The following is a 16,166-nucleotide window of genomic DNA, read 5'->3' as shown; positions in this document are numbered from 1 at the left end:
AAAGACTTATAGTTGGCCAGACAAGCCGCGCCAACAGGAATTAAAAATGCGTAAGTCATTGATGCGTATGACATTGCGTCAACTGCAGATTTTCAATGAAGTGTGTGATTTGCGCTCTTACAGCCGCGCTGCCGAGGAAATGTCCCTCACGCAACCGGCGGTCAGCCTGCAAATTCGCCAGCTCGAAGAGCTGATCGGCCAGCCGCTGTTCGATTACGTCGGCAAAAAACTCTACATGACCGAAGCCGCCGAAGCCCTGCAACGGGCCAGTCGCGATATTTTCGGGCGCCTGGAAAACCTCGACATGCAACTGTCGGACATGCAGGGCTCGCTGCAGGGCCAGTTGAAGCTGGCGGTGGAGTCCAGCGCCAAGTATTTCGTGCCGCACCTGTTCGCGGCCTTCAAGCGCCAACACCCCGAAGTGCAATTGCAGCTGACGGTGGTCAACCGCGCCCAGGTGATTCGCAGGCTGTCGGACAATCGCGATGACCTGGTCATCATGTCTATGGTGCCCCAGGACATGGGCCTGGAATTCCTGCCGTTTCTCAACAACCCGATCGTCGCCGTGGCACCGCTCGACCACCCCTTGAGCCTGCAAGGCCCGCTGCGCCTGCAAGACCTGGAACCCTACACGCTGCTACTGCGCGAGCCCGGTTCCGGCACGCGACTGGCCTGCGAGGAATACTTCAAGGAGAAACGCGTGCACTTCACCCAAACGGTGGAAGTCGCGTCGGCCGAAGCCCAGCGCGAATGCGTAAGCGCAGGGTTGGGCGTGGCCTTGCTCACGCGCCACGCCGTCAATATGGAGCTGGCCACCGGCGGGCTCAAGGAGTTGCCGGTGGAGGAGCTGCCGCTGTACCGCAGTTGGTGCCTGGTGCAGGCCAAGGCCAAACGCCTGTCACCGGTGGCGCATGCGTTCCTGGGTTTTATCCGCAGCGAGCGGGTGCAGATCAGCGTGCTGGCTGAGCGCTTCGCTGGGCAGCCACGGGTGCCTGCCAGTGGAGCTCCGGGTAGTCACTGAAGCTCTGGAGCAGTTGACGCTCTTCGCAGCGGTCTTCGATTGCGCGACGGAACGCCATGCGGCGTTGGTCTTCCTGTTGGCGACGGGTCTTGACGGTGCTGTTGCTGTCTTCGTAGTGCCGGGTCATTTGGAGTCTCCCAATGCGAGTACGGGGAGTTCAGGATGGGCACAGAGGATGACGGTTTAGCGAAGTGAGGATGACAGGACGATGAATATTCCGGTCAACATGTGGGAGGGCTTGCCCTTTCCCACATTTGAATCTGTGTACAGCTTTCAGTCGTCCAAGGCTTTGACGGATTTGGGCGACAGACGCAGGCTGCGCAAACTGCGCTTCACGCTCTTGAGATGGTTGACCAGGCTCGGACCACGCGCCATCGCCACACCCATCGCCAGCACGTCAATCACCACCAGGTGAGCAATACGCGAGGTCAGCGGGGTGTAAATCTCGGTGTCTTCGTGCACATCGATCGCCAGGTTGACCGTGGACAACTCCGCCAATGGTGTCTGGCTCGGGCACAGGGTGATCAGCGAGGCGCCGCTTTCGCGCACCAGGTTGGCGGTAATCAGCAGGTCTTTGGAACGGCCCGACTGGGAGATGCAGATCGCCACGTCGGTAGGCTTCAAGGTCACCGCCGACATTGCCTGCATGTGCGGGTCGCTGTAGGCCGCGGCAGTCAGCAGCAGACGAAAGAATTTGTGCTGGGCGTCAGCCGCGACGGCGCCGGATGCACCGAAACCATAGAACTCGACACGCTGGGCCTGGGACATGGCGGTCACCGCCTTTTGCAGCTCTACCGGGTCGAGCTTCTCGCGCACTTCCATCAACGTGTGCAAGGTGGTGTCGAAAATTTTCAGGCTGTAGTCGGCGACGGAGTCATCTTCATGGATCGCAAACTGTCCGAAGCTCGCACCGGCCGCCAGGCTTTGGGCCAGCTTGAGTTTCAAGTCCTGGAACCCCGAGCAACCGATAGCGCGGCAGAAGCGCACGATGGTCGGTTCACTGATGCCCACGCTGTGGGCCAGGTCGGCCATGGAACTGTGCATCACGGCCGCAGGATCAAGCAGCACATGATCGGCAACCTTGAGTTCCGATTTGCGTAACAGGTGGCGCGACTGGGCGATATGTTGCAACAGGTTCAAAGGGCAGGACTCTTGTTATTGGCAGACGCCAGGGATGTAGCAAGCTTGTAGTTATACTACAAGAATTGTCGTTTTGCCCGTCCGATGCATCACTAAATCGCCCTGCTGCCCTTTGAATCAAAGGGCAGGTACTTTGGTAGCCACAAAGGCGCTCTCGCGGTCGCTAAGGAAAATCTGCATTTTTCCTTAACAATTGCGCCAGCCCCTGCGCCTGCATCGGCCGACTGATCAGGTAGCCCTGCACTTCATCGCAACGCTCCCTGCGCAGGAAATCAAGCTGCTGCTGGTCTTCCACACCCTCCGCCACCACTTTGAGCGACAGCCCGTGCGCCATGGCGATGATTGCACGGGTAATCGCGGCGTCTTCACGACCTTGGCCAAGGCCACGGATGAATGCCTGGTCGATCTTCACGTAGTCCACCGGGATACGCTTGAGGTAGCTGAGGGACGAATAACCGGTGCCGAAGTCATCGATCGCCAGTTTCACCCCCAAGTCACGCAGTTGCTGGAAGGTCGCGATGATGTGCTCGACGCTGTCGAGCAGCTGGCTTTCGGTCAGTTCCAGTTCGAGGTATTGCGGGTCCAGGCCGGTTTCTTCCAGCACTTGGCGCACCAGGCTGACCAGCTTGCCATGGCGCAACTGGTGCACCGACAGGTTCACTGACACCCGGATCGGCGCCAGGCCCTGGCGCTGCCACTCACACGCTTGCCAGCACGCCTGGCGCAGCACGAATTCGCCCAGTGGTGCGATCAAACCCGTCTCTTCAGCCAAACCGATAAAGTCCCCCGGCGGTACCATGCCCCACTGCGGATGCTCCCAGCGCACCAGTGCTTCGGCGGCGTTCAGGGTGCCAGTAGCCAGGCACAGTTTCGGTTGGTAGAACACCGTGAGTTGACGCTCGTCGATGGCTTTGCGCAGCTGGTTTTCCAGCTGCAATCGCTCCAGGGTGCTGGCTTGCAGGCTGTCGGTATAGAACTGGAAGTTATTGCCGCCCAAGTGTTTGGCATGCTGCATGGCCATGTTCGATTGACTGACCAATGCGGAAATTTCCCGCGCGTTATCCGGCAACAGGCTGACGCCCATCGAGGCACTGACCACCAGCTCGTGCCCCTCCACCGTCACCGGCACCCGCAGCTTGGCCAGCAGACGCGTGGCCACCCGCGCCAGGCTCGACAGGTTGCCGTAGGCATCGAACAGCACTGCAAACTCGTCGCCGGACAGCCGCGCAATGGTATCTGCCTCGGGCAACGCGTTGATCAAGCGGCGTGCCATTTTTTGCAGCAATTGGTCGGCGACTTCATGGCCCAGGCTGTCGTTAAGCAGCTTGAAGCGATCCAGATTGATATGCAGCAGCGCCAGGCTGCGCCCGCCCTGGCGCACCCGCGCATGGGCCTCACGCAGGCGTTCGCGGAACAGCGAGCGGTTGGCCAGGCCGGTCAATTCATCGTAATGGGTGAGGTAGCGCATGCGCTCCTCGGATTCGCGCCGCGCCGACAAATCGGCGAAAAAGCCCACGATATGACTGACTTTTCCACGCACATCACGTACGACATTCAGCTGTAGCCACTGCGGATACAGCTCGCCGTTCTTGCGCGTTTCCACCAGTTCACCTTGCCAGGTGCCGTGGCTGAGCAGGGCCTGGCGGATCACCGGGAAGTGACGGCGCGCATCGCGGCTGCTGGGTAATTCCACAACGTTACGGCCGATCATGTCGTCGATTTCGAAGCCGGTGACACGGCTGAACGCCTGGTTCACGGCGATCAATACATAATCCGGGTCGAGAATCACAATGCCTTCGCTGGCGGCCTCGAATACCGTTGAAGCCAGACGCTGCTGCTCTTCAAGCGCCTTGCCGGCACTGATATCACGACGAGTGCCGAGCATGCGCGTTACCCGTCCGCTGGGCGCCCACTCCACCGCGCGCCCCCGGTCTTCGATCCACACCCAATGGCCGTCGCCGTGACGCACGCGATATTCCACCTGATAGTCCTCGCTGCGGCCTTTCAGGTGTTCGACCAAGGCACGCTTGAGCAGCGGCAGATCCTCGGGGTGCAGGCGCGGCTTCAGGTGGCTGAGCATCGCCGTGACGTACTCCGGCTCCAGCCCGAACAGCTCTTTGAGCTGGGTGTGATGGACTTCGTCGGTTTGCAGGTTCCAGTCCCAGAGGCCCAGCTCGCTGGCCTGCAAGGCCATGGCCAGGCGCGCTTCGCTCTTGTCCAGGGCAAGGCTGGCGGCGTCCAGCTCCTGGCTGCGTTGTGCCACACGATCTTGCAGGCCGGTCTGGGCGTCGCGCAGTTCCTGTTCAGCCTGACGGCGCTGTTCGACTTCGCGTACCAGTTCCTGATTCAACTGTTCACTGCGTTGCTGTGCCTGCTGCAGATGCTCGATCAGGGCCTGGTTCTGGAAGCGTCGCAGCAACCCGCGCTGGATCAGGCGGTTGACCTGCCAGGCGACCAGGCTCAAGGACGCCAGCAGGATCAGGCCCAGCACACCCCAGCCTTGCTGCTGCGGGCCACCGCTCCAGAACAGATAAAGGATGGTCGGCACCAGGCACGGCATGGCAAACGACAGAAACGCCGGCAGGCTCACGGCATAGGCCACGCTGGCCGACAACGCTGCGGCCCCCAGCAGCCCGAACACCCAGGCCTGTTGTATAAAGCTGTCGGCCGGCACCAGCGCAATGGCGGCGATGGCCAGGGTCAAGCCGCTGACTGTCGAGCCGAGCATGAACATGCGCTGCCAGATCGGCTGGGCCTGGCGACTGGGCATGGCTGACTCGAAGGCCGCCACCTGAATGACGCGCATCGCCACCAGGGCCAGCAACCAGACCAGCCAGATGCTGTCCAGCACGTACAGCTTGGGGCTCCACAACAGCCAGGCGCAGACCAGGCCGTTGACCAGCATTAATAAGGTGGGCAGCAGCGAGCCCTGATACAGCAGACGCGTGCGCTCTACCGCCATCTCGGTTGCATAGTCTTTACGGATGACCTGTGCGGGCGCCGCCGAGGTGCCAGGCAGGTCGGTGCTGAGGGTCATAGGCAGTGTTCTTGTAATGGTGAGCCCGAAACGTCGACGGAGCATACACAAGCAAACGCGTGGGCCAAACTGCTCCATGTCATAAAAGCCGCTCGATGTTTGTGTGCAAAGATCGAGGCTGCACCGCTTGAGCGAGACGCTGCGCGGGTTGCGGCCCATGACCAACCGGTCATCACCAGCGGCGCAATGACAGCCGGTCGTCGCCGCGCCTGACACATTGCATCGACCACCCGGCATTGGGATTTGCCCGTCTCCCCCCAGCACCCTAGAATGCGCCGATGCGCGATGATCTCTCTCTTTTGCTGAACTCCCTCAACGATGCCCAACGCCAGGCCGTAGCGGCCCCCGTTGGCCGTCAGTTGGTCCTGGCCGGTGCTGGCTCCGGTAAAACCCGAGTGCTGGTGCACCGTATCGCCTGGTTGATCCAGGTCGAGAACGCGTCCCCGCATTCCATCCTGTCGGTGACGTTCACCAACAAGGCCGCTGCCGAAATGCGCCATCGCATCGAGCAGTTGATGGGCATCAGCCCGGCCGGCATGTGGGTGGGCACGTTCCACGGCCTGGCGCACCGCCTGTTGCGGGCACATTGGCAGGAAGCGGGCCTGAGCCAGACCTTCCAGATCCTCGACAGTGACGACCAGCAACGCCTGGTCAAGCGGGTGATCCGTGAACTGGGCCTCGATGAACAGCGTTGGCCGGCGCGACAGGCGCAATGGTTCATCAACGGGCAGAAAGACGAGGGCTTGCGCCCGCAACATATCCAGGCCAGCGGCGATTTGTTCCTGGCCACCATGCGCAGTATCTATGAAGCCTACGAGGCGGCCTGCGTGCGCGCCGGTGTCATCGACTTCTCCGAACTGCTGCTGCGCGCCCTTGACCTGTGGCGTGACAACCCAGGCTTGCTGGCCCATTACCAGAAACGCTTCCGCCACATCCTGGTGGACGAGTTCCAGGACACCAACGCCGTGCAGTACGCCTGGTTGCGCCTGCTGGCCAAAGGTGGCGACAGCCTGATGGTGGTCGGTGACGACGACCAGTCGATCTACGGCTGGCGTGGCGCGAAAATCGAGAATATCTACCAGTATTCCGAAGACTTCCCGGACGCGGTCACCATCCGCCTGGAGCAGAACTACCGCTCCACCGCCGGTATCCTCAAGGCCGCCAACGCCTTGATCGCCAACAACACCGGGCGCCTGGGCAAAGAGCTGTGGACCGATGGCGGCGAAGGCGAGGCGATCAACCTGTACGCCGCGTTCAACGAGCACGATGAGGCCCGCTACGTGGTGGAAACCATCGAAAGCGCGCTGAAAACCGGCCTGGCACGCAGTGATATCGCGATTCTGTATCGCTCCAACGCCCAATCGCGGGTACTCGAAGAAGCCTTGCTGCGCGAGCGTATCCCGTACCGCATCTATGGTGGCCAGCGCTTCTTCGAGCGCGCGGAAATCAAGAATGCCATGGCCTACCTGCGCCTGCTGGAAGGTCGTGGCAACGATGCGGCGCTGGAGCGGGTGATCAATATCCCGGCCCGTGGCATCGGCGAAAAAACCGTCGAAGCAATTCGCGACCATGCGCGCCATGCCGATGTGTCGATGTGGGAATCCATGCGCCTGCTGATCGCCAATAAAGGCCTCACCGGCCGCGCCGCCAGCGCGTTGGGCGTGTTTGTCGAGCTGATCGAGAACCTGGCCGCCAAGTGTGCCGACATGCCGCTGCACTTGATGACCCAGACCGTGATCGAACAATCCGGGCTGATCGCCTATCACGAAGCGGAGAAAGGCGAGAAAGGCCAGGCTCGGGTAGAAAACCTTGAGGAACTGGTCAGCGCCGCCCGCGCCTTCGAAAACACCGAGGAAGACGAAGAGCTGACTCCGCTCGCCGCTTTCCTTGGGCATGCTTCGCTGGAGGCCGGCGATACCCAGGCCGATGAGCATGAAGACAGTATCCAGTTGATGACCTTGCACAGCGCCAAGGGCCTGGAGTTTCCCTATGTGTTCCTGGTGGGCATGGAAGAAGGCCTGTTCCCGCACAAAATGAGCCTGGAAGAGCCCGGTCGCCTTGAGGAAGAACGCCGGCTGGCCTACGTGGGCATCACTCGCGCGATGCAGAACCTGGTGATGACCTACGCCGAGACTCGACGCCTCTACGGTAGCGAGACCTACAACAAGGTGTCGCGCTTCGTACGTGAAGTGCCCAAAGGCCTGGTTCAGGAAGTGCGCCTGTCCAACAGCGTCAGCCGCCCGTTCGGCGGCGGCCAGCAGCAGAACTCCAGCAGCATGTTTGCCGGTTCGGACATTCCGGAAACCCCATTCAGCCTTGGCCAGCAGGTCAGGCACGCGATCTTTGGTGAAGGCGTGATCCTCAACTTCGAAGGCGCCGGCGCCCAGGCACGGGTACAGGTGAATTTCGCCGAAGGCAGCAAGTGGCTGATGATGGGTTACGCGAAGCTCGAAGCCGTCTGATCGTTCCCACGCTCTGTGTGGGAATGCAGCCCTGGACGCTCTGCGTCCACCGTTCAGGTCATGACGCGGAGCGTCACATGAGGCATTCCCACGCGGAGCGTGGGAACGATCGGTGTGAAGAGTCCTGGCCTTCTCTTGTTTTTCGGCGTTGCGGGCCAATATCTGTAACTAGTCCTACAGACCCTTCGGAATCGGTCTTACGCAAAAGCCCGAAACATTATGTCGCTAGCCACTGTCACGACACCTGTGCAACATGGCGCGCGTGCAATCCACAAATGGGAATTCCCTTTATGAAACGTTTTCTTAGCATCGCCATGGCGTTGTGCATCGGCCTGACGATGAGCCTCGACGCCAACGCCAAACGCTTCGGTGGCGGCAAAAGCATGGGCTCGGCACCGACTCACCAGACCAGCCAGATGGCTCCGTCCGCCGGCGGCATGGGCGGCGCTGCCGCAACCGCTGGTGCAGCCGGTGCCGCGGGCGCTGCTGCCAAGGCCGGCGGTGCTTCGCGCTGGTTGGGCCCTCTGGCCGGTATCGCCGCCGGCGGCCTGCTCGCCTCCATGTTCATGGGTGGCGGCTTCCAGGGCATGCAGATTTTCGACATCCTGATCCTGGCGGTCATCGCCTTTGTGATCTTCCGCTTTATCGCCGCTCGTCGACGCAAGCAACAGGAGCACCTGGCTCCAGCCGGCGCGCCGATGCAGCGTGAGGTGTTCGAACAAAAACCTGCCATGGGTTCGATCTTCGGTGGTTCGGCTGCTCCTGCGTCCGCACGCCCGGTCATCAATGCCCCCGCCTGGTTCAACGAAGAACGCTTCGTCGAAGCTGCCCGCAACCACTTCCAGTCCCTGCAGCAACACTGGGACGCCAACGAAATGGACAAGATCGCCGAGTTCGTGACCCCGCAGTTGCTGGAGTTCCTCAAGCGCGAACGCGCCGATCTGGGCGACGGCTTCCAGTCGACCTACATCGACGACCTGCGCGTCCAGTTGGACGGTGTGGATGATCGCGCCGACAAGACCATCGCCACCCTGACCTTCAGTGGCGTGTCGAAGACCTCGCGTTTCGACCAGGGCGAAGTGTTCAGCGAAAGCTGGAACATGGAACGCGTCCAAGGCGACAACCAGCCTTGGCTGGTCGCAGGTATCCGCCAGAACGGCTGATAACTGCGCGCTTGAGCACTTGGTAATAAAACCCCGGACCTGTTCCGGGGTTTTCTATTTCACGGTTGCACTTATAGCGAGCTACTGTATAAAACGCCTCTATAAACCGCGCCAACTAGCAAGAGGATCCCGGCCGTGGAAGAAATCATCGAACAATTGCGTGAAGCCAATGAACCGGTCCCGGTTCCTCTGGAACTGCCTGACGAAGACCTGTTGGTGGAAATCGAGGAACAGCTGTTCATCGATATCCCGTTTGTCTTCCGCGAATTCCTGCTGACCGTCAGCGACGTGGTGTACGGCAGCCTCGAGCCCGTGACCGTGACTGACCCGCAATCTCATACCTACCTGCCCGACGTGGCCGCAAATGCCTGGGATGCCGGGGTTGACCGCAGCCTGATTCCGATCTGCCAGGACGGCGACGACTACTACTGCGTCGAAGAAGACGGCACCGTGGTGCTGTGGTCCGGCGAAGAAGAACTCGTCACCGAAGAAACCTGGGAGTCGGTGTGGCACTGGGCACGGGACGTGTGGCTGGAAAGCTGAGCCCCGTTGCCTGACCTCTAGTGCTCCGGCGTATCCTTGTGGTTATCCAGCGTCTCCAGCAAGGCGACCTGCATCCGCGTATGCACGCGGATGAACCACCGCCAGAGCACCGCCGCCACCGCCGCGGTGACCACGGCGATCAATACCAGTAGCTTGTTGGTCGGCAGGATACTGGCCGACAAGGCTGCCAACAGCAGGAAGATCACCAGCAGCGACAGGATCGGGATCAGTTCGGCGATCACCCGTCGTACACGCTGGGTATGCCGCCCGGCCATCTCCGGTTTCACGCTCATCTCCGCCAGTAACATCGACAGCGCCTTGAGCTTGCGATACGCCGCAATCAAAAACGGCAACGACAGCAGCAGTGCTCCCCCCCAGATCAATGCCTTCTGCCAGCTCGGATCACTGATCCAACCCTGCAGATACCCACCGATACGTACCGCAAAAAAGCTGCCGGCGAAGAAGATCGCCACCACCAGCGCCAGGTTCACTCCCACCTGCAGGATGATCTTGCGGATCATCGACGCCAGCATCGCGCCTTCCCCTTGAGGCTGAATGCTGCGCAACCATTCGCCATACATCCCGAACACCCGGCCCAGGCGCTTGGGCATCACCGCAGCAAGCTTCAACGAAAGTGGATCGGCCCCGCGAATCAAGTACGGCGTGAGCAGCGTGGTGATCGCCGACACCGCCACTGCGACCGGATACAGGAAATCGCTGGTCACCTGAAGCGTCATCCCCAGCGCCGCGATGATGAAAGAAAACTCGCCAATTTGTGACAGCCCCATGCCCACCCGCAAGGAAGTGCGCCCATCATTGCCGGCGATAAAGGCGCCCAGGCCGCAGGAAAGCATCTTGCCCAGCACCACGGCTACGGTGATCACCGCAATCGGCCAGGCGTACTGCAGCAGGATCTGGGGGTCGATCATCAGGCCGATGGCTACAAAGAAAATCGCGCTGAACATGTCGCGAACAGGCTCGATCAGGCGTTCGATCTTAAGCAACTGCCTGGATTCGGCCATGATCGCACCGATCAGGAACGCCCCCAGCACCATGCTGTATTCGAGCTTGACCACCAGCAGGCAAAAGCCGAAACACAGGCCCAGCACGGTGATCAGCAGCATTTCATTGCTGTCGAACTGGGCCACGTAGGCCAGCAGGCGTGGCACCAGCAAAATGCCGATGACCAGCGCCACAATCATGAACAGTGAAAGCTTGCCCACGGTGGAGAACACCTCACCGGAACTGACCGTGCCACTGACGGCAATGCTCGACAGCAAGGCGATAATGCCGATGCCAAGAATGTCTTCGACGATCAGCACACCGAAGATCAACTGGGCGAAACGCTGGTTTTTCATCTTCAGGTCATTGAGCGCCTTGACGATGATGGTGGTCGAGGAGATCGCCAGGATCGCGCCGAGGAACAGCGAGTCCATGGTGTTCCAGTCAAACCAGCGGCCGATTTCGTAGCCGATCCAGACCATCAGGATGATCTCCAGGAAGGCTGCGATAAACGCCGTGGCACCCACCTTGAACAGCTTGCGCAGGCTGAACTCCAGGCCCAGGCAGAACATCAGGAAGATCACCCCCAGCTCGGCAAGGGTCTTGATGGTGTCTTCGTCGTGGATCAGGCCGAACGGCGGGGTATGCGGGCCAATGATGAAGCCGGCGACGATGTAACCCAGCACCACCGGCTGCTTGAGGCGATGAAACAGGATGGTAACGACCCCTGCCACCAGCATGATCACGGCCAGATCCTGGATAAAGCTGATGGCGTGCATGGCGAGGGGCTCCTTGAGGGTACCGGCGCTTTTCCCACTTCCACCCGCGCCTTTGAACTGTCGCAAAGTGCGGAGGGAAAAGTCTGCCTTGATCGTAAGAAATGCCCTGAGATGGGCTTTTGAAGGTTAACACCGCGACTTCCGACAGAAAGCCGGTGCAATATATGGAAACAGATCGGTCCCGGCGTGACGGCAAGCCGCTCACCGGCGTCCCGTTAGGGAGAACGCTGCAAAGATTTCAGCACCCACAGAGGTGCCCCCCAACCGATGCCTACAACCCGTGAGTGTGCTATGGAACCCGGAAACGCCCAGCTGTCGATGACGGTATTGATGACCCCTGACATGGCCAACTTCTCAGGCAATGTCCACGGCGGCACCCTGCTCAAATACCTCGACGAAGTGGCTTACGCCTGCGCGAGCCGTTATGCCGGGCGCTATGTCGTCACGCTGTCGGTCGACCAGGTGATTTTTCGCGAACCGATCCATGTCGGCGAGCTGGTGACCTTCCTCGCCTCGGTCAACTACACCGGCAACACCTCAATGGAGGTGGGCATCAAAGTGGTGACCGAGAACATCCGTGAGCGCTCGGTGCGTCACACCAACAGCTGCTTCTTCACCATGGTGGCCGTGGACGACCAGCGCAAACCTGCCGCCGTACCGCCGCTGCAGCCACAGAACAGCGAAGACAAACGCCGGTTCGTGCAGGCCCAGCAGCGCCGGCAGATCCGCCAGGAGCTGGAAAAGCGCTACCAGGAAATCAAGGCTGACGCTTGATCACAGCCCGATCGGTGTAGCCTCGAAGCGCACCCGTGGATGAGCGATACGATCCTGGGCTCGCACCAGTTCTAACTCGTAACTGGCGCAGGCCTGGGTTTCCAGCAGGACTTCATGCACCGCTGCCGCCGTGAACTCGAAGGCCGCCAACAGGCTGTCGCCCAACAACACCCGCGCCAGGAACAGCCCGGACGTCAGATCGCCCACCCCCACCGGCTGGCGCGGGAAAGCCAATAACGGCCGGCGCAAATGCCAGCTACCTTCCGCCGTCACCAGCAGCATCTCGAAGCCATCCGGGAGTTTGCCCGGATAATCCAGGTGCTTGACCAGCACCGCTTTCGGCCCCCGCGCCAGCAACGCCTTGGCCATGCCCAGGCAGTCGAACAGCGATTGCGGCTTGCGCCCGGCAAAGCTGTCCAGCTCCAGTTGGTTGGGGCACAGGAAATCTGCCATGGCAGCGGCTTCATCGAGCAGGAAATCGCTGACTTCCTGAGGCACGATGCAGCCTTTTTCCGGATGCCCCATCACCGGGTCGCACAGGTACAGGGCCCTGGGGTTGATGGCCTTGATGCGCGCCACCCCCGTTAGAATCGCACGCCCCTGAGCGGCGCTGCCCAGGTAACCCGACAGCACCGCGTCGCAGTTACCCAGCTCACCAATCGCGGCAATACCTTCCACCAGCGCTGGAATTTGCTGTGGCGCCAACACTTCTCCTGCCCACTGGCCATACTGAGTGTGGTTGGAGAACTGCACCGTGTTGAGCGGCCAGACATTCACCCCGACCCGATGCATGGGGAACACGGCGGCGCTGTTTCCGGCGTGGCCAAAGACCACATGAGACTGGATCGCAAGCAGATGAGGTGTGCGTTTCATGCGGGAGATTTCCGTAAAGCCATTGAAATTCTGGCCGGGCAGTATGCGACTAAACGCAGCCTGTACGACAGACCAGCGACACAGTTAAGCTGCTCTCACTTTGTTGGAGTTCATCGCATGCTGACCCTAGGAAACATCTTTGTGTTGATGCTGCTGGCGACCGGTGCCGCCTGGGTATGGCACAACCACGGCCTGCGCGAGCGGGCGCTGGAACGGGTCAAACAGCATTGTGCCAAGCTCGACATCGAACTGCTTGATGGCGCGGTGGCGTTGAAACGCATCGGTTTTGTGAAGGATGCCAACGGTCGGCGGCGTCTGGCACGCATCTATAACTTCGAGTTCACCGTGACCGGTGAAACCCGTCATCCCGGGACCATCACCCAGTTTGGCGCCCACAGCGCCCAGATCGAACTGGCGCCCTACCCGTTCGAGATCAAGACTCCCCTGCCCAGCGCCGAGGTGATTGAGCTGAGCCAGTGGCGTCAGGACCATGCCACCAAACACCGTCACTGACGGCAGGCGGCCAGCGCATGCTGCAACGCGGCCACGTCCTGTGGTTCGCTGAAAATCAGTTCCAGGCGTGAATCGCGCCGCCATTCGCTGGGTTGCCAGCTGAGCGGGCTGTTATCCACAGCGTTAGCCGAAACCCAGCCTTCGCCGCTGTGGATAACCAGCTTGGCACGACGCCATTCGAGGCTTGCCAGCCATTGATGCAGGCGCCGCGTATCGAATTGCTGGCCAGGGTGCCAGCGCCATCCGATGCTCCAGCCGCCCTCTTGAGATTGGCTCAGGCAAATAGGCTGCGCGGGGTCGTGCCAGACGGTCGGCATCTGCGCAAGACGGTTGGGCATTGGGATGTTATCCACAGCCGTCGTCGCATTTGAATTCAAGCCTGGCAATTGCGCCAACGGCAGTTGCGCCTGCCGGGTCCAGTAAAGCGGGTAGCCGGGCAGTTGTCGTTCAATAGCCGTGCGCTGAGCGGCATCCAGCGACTCATCCTTGTTCAGGACCAGCAGGCCGGCATGGGCCAGTGTTTCTCGTTGCGCTTCGGGCAAGACTTTGCCCGCCGCCAACGCCTGGGCGTCCAGCACCAGCACACAGGGTTGCACCGCCAACACCTGCTGCCAGGGCGCTTCCCGCAGTTGCTTGAGTAATTGCGCCGGATGGCCCAGGCCCGAGGGCTCTATAAACAAGCGATCCGGCTTGGCCTTACGCAGCAAACGGCCCAGGCCCACTTGGAAGGGTGCACCGTTCACACAACACAGGCAGCCTCCGGCCACTTCGCCCAGGGCAATGCCATCGTCCTCCTGGGTGAGCAAAGCGGCGTCCAGGCCGATCTGTCCGAACTCGTTGATCAACACGGCCCAACGTTCGTTGGCCGGGCGCTGGGCAAGCAGATGCTTGATCAAGCTGGTCTTGCCGGCCCCTAATGGCCCGGCAATCACATGGGTGGGAATGTTCTGCAGCATGAGGGGCATCATTCAGGGCATGTAGAAAGCTTGATCCTACGCGGTTATGCAAGCCAATCCAGCGTCAGGATCAACCGTCGCTCATCTGCGTTGAGCGCTGGTGAGCGGTGAATCAAACCACGCCCTTCATTGCCATGCCATTTAGTGCCCTTGAGCAGGGCGACTTCGCCGCAGCGAATCTGTTCGATGCGCTCGACGGGTTCGGCCTGCGGCTGCCCCAGTTTACGGCGGTCCATCTCGCCTTCGCGCAACCATTGGCTACCGACCCCGGCATAGGTGGTGATCAATCGCACCGGCACATGGTCGACGTGAAAACGTGGGCACATGGCCTTGTCCAACAGCCGCAGGCGCACCCCCACCCGCTTGGCGCCCAGCAGACACGCGAAGGCGCTGACCAGCCACGACACATCGGCGATAAAACCTTCGTAGCCTTCCAGATCTCGGCAACCGGACGCCAAGCCCTGCAAGTCCGGTACGGCATTCTCATGGTTAAGCTCGATCACCAGGGACTCGGCCAACGGCTCGTTGAGCGCCACCAGCAAGGCACCAAACTCAGCGATATGCAGCGGTAATGGGCGCTGCCAGAGTGCCAGGTTGACGCCGTCTTCAAGAATGTCGGCCAGCGTCAGTGGGGTTTCGCCGCATGTCTGGCGGATCACCGGCAACGGTGTGATAACCGGGGCGAGCATCAGGCTGCAACCTCTTCATACCAAGGGCCGAAGGGATCGACCAACTGACGCCATCCTTCGACGCCCAGGGCCATTTCTTCATCGGTGAGCAGGCACGCGTCCAGTTCGGCGCGCATCCGGGCGAAGTCGATGTTCTGGCCGATGAAGACCAGCTCCTGGCGACAGTCGCCGGTGCTCAATTGCCAGTTGCCCATGATCGCCGCGATGCTTTCTTCATCTTGAGGCCATTGGCTTTTCGGCACAAAACGCCACCAGCGACCGGCGAAGCCATGGCGCATCAACCCTCCCGCCTGAGACCAACTGCCTGCATCCTGATGTTTGCTGGCCAGCCAGAAAAAACCCTTGGAACGCAGCAGCTTGCCGTTGACCCACGGACGGTCGATAAAGTCGAAAAAACGCTGCGGATGAAACGGACGACGCGCGCGGTATGCCGTGGACGCGATGCCGTACTCCTGCGTCTCCGGCACATGCTCACCGCGCATTTCCTGCAACCAGCCCGGCGCCTGGGAGGCGCGCTCGAAGTCGAAGCGGCCGGTGTTGAGGATCTTGGCTAACGGCACTTCGCCCATGACCATCGGGATGATTTCCGCGTGGGCGTTCAGGCGTTCAAGAATGGCCATCAGCTCTTCGCGCTCGCGACTGCTGATCAAGTCGATCTTGCTGATCAGGATCACGTCAGCGAACTCGATCTGCTCGATCAACAGGTCGGTGATGGAGCGCTCATCCTCTTCACCCAGGGTTTCGCCCCGCGAGGCCAGGCTGTCGGCGGCCTGGTAGTCGAGCAGGAAGTTCATGCCGTCGACCACCGTGACCATGGTATCCAGGCGGGCAATGTCGGCCAGGCTCTGCTCGTTTTCATCGCGAAAGGTGAAGGTTTCAGCCACGGGCAACGGTTCGGAAATGCCGGTGGATTCGATCAGCAGGTAATCGAAACGACCCTCCTTGGCGAGCTTTCCGACTTCTTCCAGCAAGTCTTCACGCAAGGTACAGCAGATGCAGCCGTTGCTCATTTCCACCAGTTTTTCTTCGGCACGATTGAGCGTGACGTCACGCTGAACTTCGCTGCCATCAATGTTGATTTCGCTCATGTCGTTGACGATCACGGCTACCCGCAGGTTTTCGCGGTTGCGCAGGACGTAGTTGAGCAGCGTGCTTTTACCGGCGCCGAGAAAGCCGGACAACACAGTAACGGGGAGACGGTGGGTCATCAGGTA

14 protein-coding genes are annotated in these 16,166 nt (G+C 60.7%); 6 read left to right on the top strand and 8 right to left on the bottom strand.

What is annotated here, in order from left to right:
• The first annotated feature begins 46 nt into the window (after window positions 1-46).
• Complete coding sequence (locus tag MJP36_RS02530; RefSeq protein ID WP_060756620.1) at window positions 47-1,021, top strand: LysR family transcriptional regulator; 975 nt, start codon at window positions 47-49, stop codon at window positions 1,019-1,021.
• On the opposite strand, the gene MJP36_RS02525 is transcribed toward MJP36_RS02530, so the two are convergent.
• The 3 genes from MJP36_RS02525 to MJP36_RS02515 form a co-directional block, all read right to left on the bottom strand.
• Window positions 951-1,148, bottom strand: coding sequence for a PA3496 family putative envelope integrity protein (locus MJP36_RS02525; protein WP_081087085.1), 198 nt, complete (start codon window positions 1,146-1,148; stop codon window positions 951-953). The genes MJP36_RS02530 and MJP36_RS02525 overlap by 71 nt on opposite strands.
• 146 nt (window positions 1,149-1,294) lie before the next feature.
• Entirely contained in the window at window positions 1,295-2,161 is an 867-nt protein-coding gene (gene hexR / locus MJP36_RS02520; protein ID WP_003177007.1) for a transcriptional regulator HexR, read from the bottom strand.
• A 163-nt stretch (window positions 2,162-2,324) separates the two neighbouring features.
• A complete protein-coding gene (locus MJP36_RS02515) occupies window positions 2,325-5,198 on the bottom strand; it encodes an EAL domain-containing protein (RefSeq protein ID WP_060756619.1) in 2,874 nt (957 codons plus the stop codon).
• 278 nt (window positions 5,199-5,476) lie between these two features.
• On the opposite strand from MJP36_RS02515, the gene uvrD reads away from it, so the two are divergent.
• The 3 genes from uvrD to MJP36_RS02500 all read left to right on the top strand — a co-directional run bounded on the left by uvrD (window position 5,477) and on the right by MJP36_RS02500 (window position 9,366).
• Window positions 5,477-7,660: a DNA helicase II gene (gene uvrD / locus MJP36_RS02510; protein ID WP_060756618.1), complete on the top strand. Its 2,184-nt coding sequence runs from the start codon at window positions 5,477-5,479 to the stop codon at window positions 7,658-7,660.
• A gap of 290 nt (window positions 7,661-7,950) precedes the next feature.
• Window positions 7,951-8,823 carry a Tim44 domain-containing protein gene (locus MJP36_RS02505; protein ID WP_104995054.1) on the top strand — a complete coding sequence of 291 codons (873 nt, stop codon included), beginning with the start codon at window positions 7,951-7,953 and terminating at the stop codon, window positions 8,821-8,823.
• Window positions 8,824-8,958: 135 nt separating this feature from the next.
• The gene (locus MJP36_RS02500; protein ID WP_034129154.1) at window positions 8,959-9,366 is read left to right on the top strand and encodes an SMI1/KNR4 family protein; all 408 of its coding nucleotides are present in this window, start codon (window positions 8,959-8,961) and stop codon (window positions 9,364-9,366) included.
• 17 nt (window positions 9,367-9,383) lie between these two features.
• Here MJP36_RS02500 and MJP36_RS02495 read toward each other — a convergent pair whose 3' ends face one another.
• Window positions 9,384-11,147 carry a cation:proton antiporter gene (locus tag MJP36_RS02495; protein ID WP_060756615.1) on the bottom strand — a complete coding sequence of 588 codons (1,764 nt, stop codon included), beginning with the start codon at window positions 11,145-11,147 and terminating at the stop codon, window positions 9,384-9,386.
• 291 nt (window positions 11,148-11,438) lie between these two features.
• Here MJP36_RS02495 and MJP36_RS02490 point away from each other — a divergent pair, with 291 nt between their 5' ends.
• Entirely contained in the window at window positions 11,439-11,921 is a 483-nt protein-coding gene (locus tag MJP36_RS02490) for an acyl-CoA thioesterase (protein ID WP_016978672.1), read from the top strand.
• Here MJP36_RS02490 and pdxY read toward each other — a convergent pair whose 3' ends face one another.
• Complete coding sequence (pdxY, locus tag MJP36_RS02485) at window positions 11,922-12,794, bottom strand: pyridoxal kinase PdxY (RefSeq protein WP_244384808.1); 873 nt, start codon at window positions 12,792-12,794, stop codon at window positions 11,922-11,924. It abuts the gene before it with no gap.
• Window positions 12,795-12,911: 117 nt separating this feature from the next.
• Here pdxY and MJP36_RS02480 point away from each other — a divergent pair, with 117 nt between their 5' ends.
• On the top strand, window positions 12,912-13,307 hold the full coding sequence (locus MJP36_RS02480; protein ID WP_060756613.1) for a DUF3301 domain-containing protein: 396 nt from the start codon (window positions 12,912-12,914) through the stop codon (window positions 13,305-13,307).
• Here the strand turns inward: MJP36_RS02480 and MJP36_RS02475 are convergent.
• Genes MJP36_RS02475 through zigA form a run of 3 tightly spaced genes read right to left on the bottom strand, consistent with a single transcriptional unit; the run spans window position 13,301 to window position 16,160 of the window.
• Complete coding sequence (locus MJP36_RS02475) at window positions 13,301-14,263, bottom strand: CobW family GTP-binding protein (protein ID WP_244384807.1); 963 nt, start codon at window positions 14,261-14,263, stop codon at window positions 13,301-13,303. The two genes, MJP36_RS02480 and MJP36_RS02475, sit on opposite strands and share 7 nt — an antisense overlap.
• Before the next feature lie 44 nt (window positions 14,264-14,307).
• On the bottom strand, window positions 14,308-14,952 hold the full coding sequence (locus MJP36_RS02470) for a DUF1826 domain-containing protein (protein ID WP_244384805.1): 645 nt from the start codon (window positions 14,950-14,952) through the stop codon (window positions 14,308-14,310).
• A complete protein-coding gene (gene zigA, locus MJP36_RS02465; RefSeq protein ID WP_090367872.1) occupies window positions 14,952-16,160 on the bottom strand; it encodes a zinc metallochaperone GTPase ZigA in 1,209 nt (402 codons plus the stop codon). The genes MJP36_RS02470 and zigA overlap by 1 nt, the downstream gene beginning before the upstream one ends.
• Window positions 16,161-16,166: the final 6 nt, after the last annotated feature.

The sequence above is a fragment of the Pseudomonas palleroniana genome (assembly GCF_022836895.1).
GTDB classification, from domain to species: domain Bacteria; phylum Pseudomonadota; class Gammaproteobacteria; order Pseudomonadales; family Pseudomonadaceae; genus Aquipseudomonas; species Aquipseudomonas palleroniana.
The sequence above is the reverse complement of the archived record's forward strand: the minus strand, read 5'-3'. Positions and strand labels throughout refer to the sequence as shown.

Excerpts from the sequence above, each read along its gene's own strand:
- MJP36_RS02530 (WP_060756620.1), top strand. The coding sequence starts at position 47 with ATGCGTAAGTCATTGATGCGTATGACATTGCGTCAACTGCAGATTTTC.
- MJP36_RS02525 (WP_081087085.1), bottom strand. The coding sequence starts at position 1,148 with ATGACCCGGCACTACGAAGACAGCAACAGCACCGTCAAGACCCGTCGC.
- MJP36_RS02515 (WP_060756619.1), bottom strand. The coding sequence starts at position 5,198 with ATGACCCTCAGCACCGACCTGCCTGGCACCTCGGCGGCGCCCGCACAG.
- uvrD (WP_060756618.1), top strand. The coding sequence starts at position 5,477 with ATGCGCGATGATCTCTCTCTTTTGCTGAACTCCCTCAACGATGCCCAA.
- MJP36_RS02505 (WP_104995054.1), top strand. The coding sequence starts at position 7,951 with ATGAAACGTTTTCTTAGCATCGCCATGGCGTTGTGCATCGGCCTGACG.
- MJP36_RS02495 (WP_060756615.1), bottom strand. The coding sequence starts at position 11,147 with ATGCACGCCATCAGCTTTATCCAGGATCTGGCCGTGATCATGCTGGTG.
- MJP36_RS02490 (WP_016978672.1), top strand. The coding sequence starts at position 11,439 with ATGGAACCCGGAAACGCCCAGCTGTCGATGACGGTATTGATGACCCCT.
- pdxY (WP_244384808.1), bottom strand. The coding sequence starts at position 12,794 with ATGAAACGCACACCTCATCTGCTTGCGATCCAGTCTCATGTGGTCTTT.
- MJP36_RS02480 (WP_060756613.1), top strand. The coding sequence starts at position 12,912 with ATGCTGACCCTAGGAAACATCTTTGTGTTGATGCTGCTGGCGACCGGT.
- MJP36_RS02475 (WP_244384807.1), bottom strand. The coding sequence starts at position 14,263 with ATGCTGCAGAACATTCCCACCCATGTGATTGCCGGGCCATTAGGGGCC.
- MJP36_RS02470 (WP_244384805.1), bottom strand. The coding sequence starts at position 14,952 with ATGCTCGCCCCGGTTATCACACCGTTGCCGGTGATCCGCCAGACATGC.
- zigA (WP_090367872.1), bottom strand. The coding sequence starts at position 16,160 with ATGACCCACCGTCTCCCCGTTACTGTGTTGTCCGGCTTTCTCGGCGCC.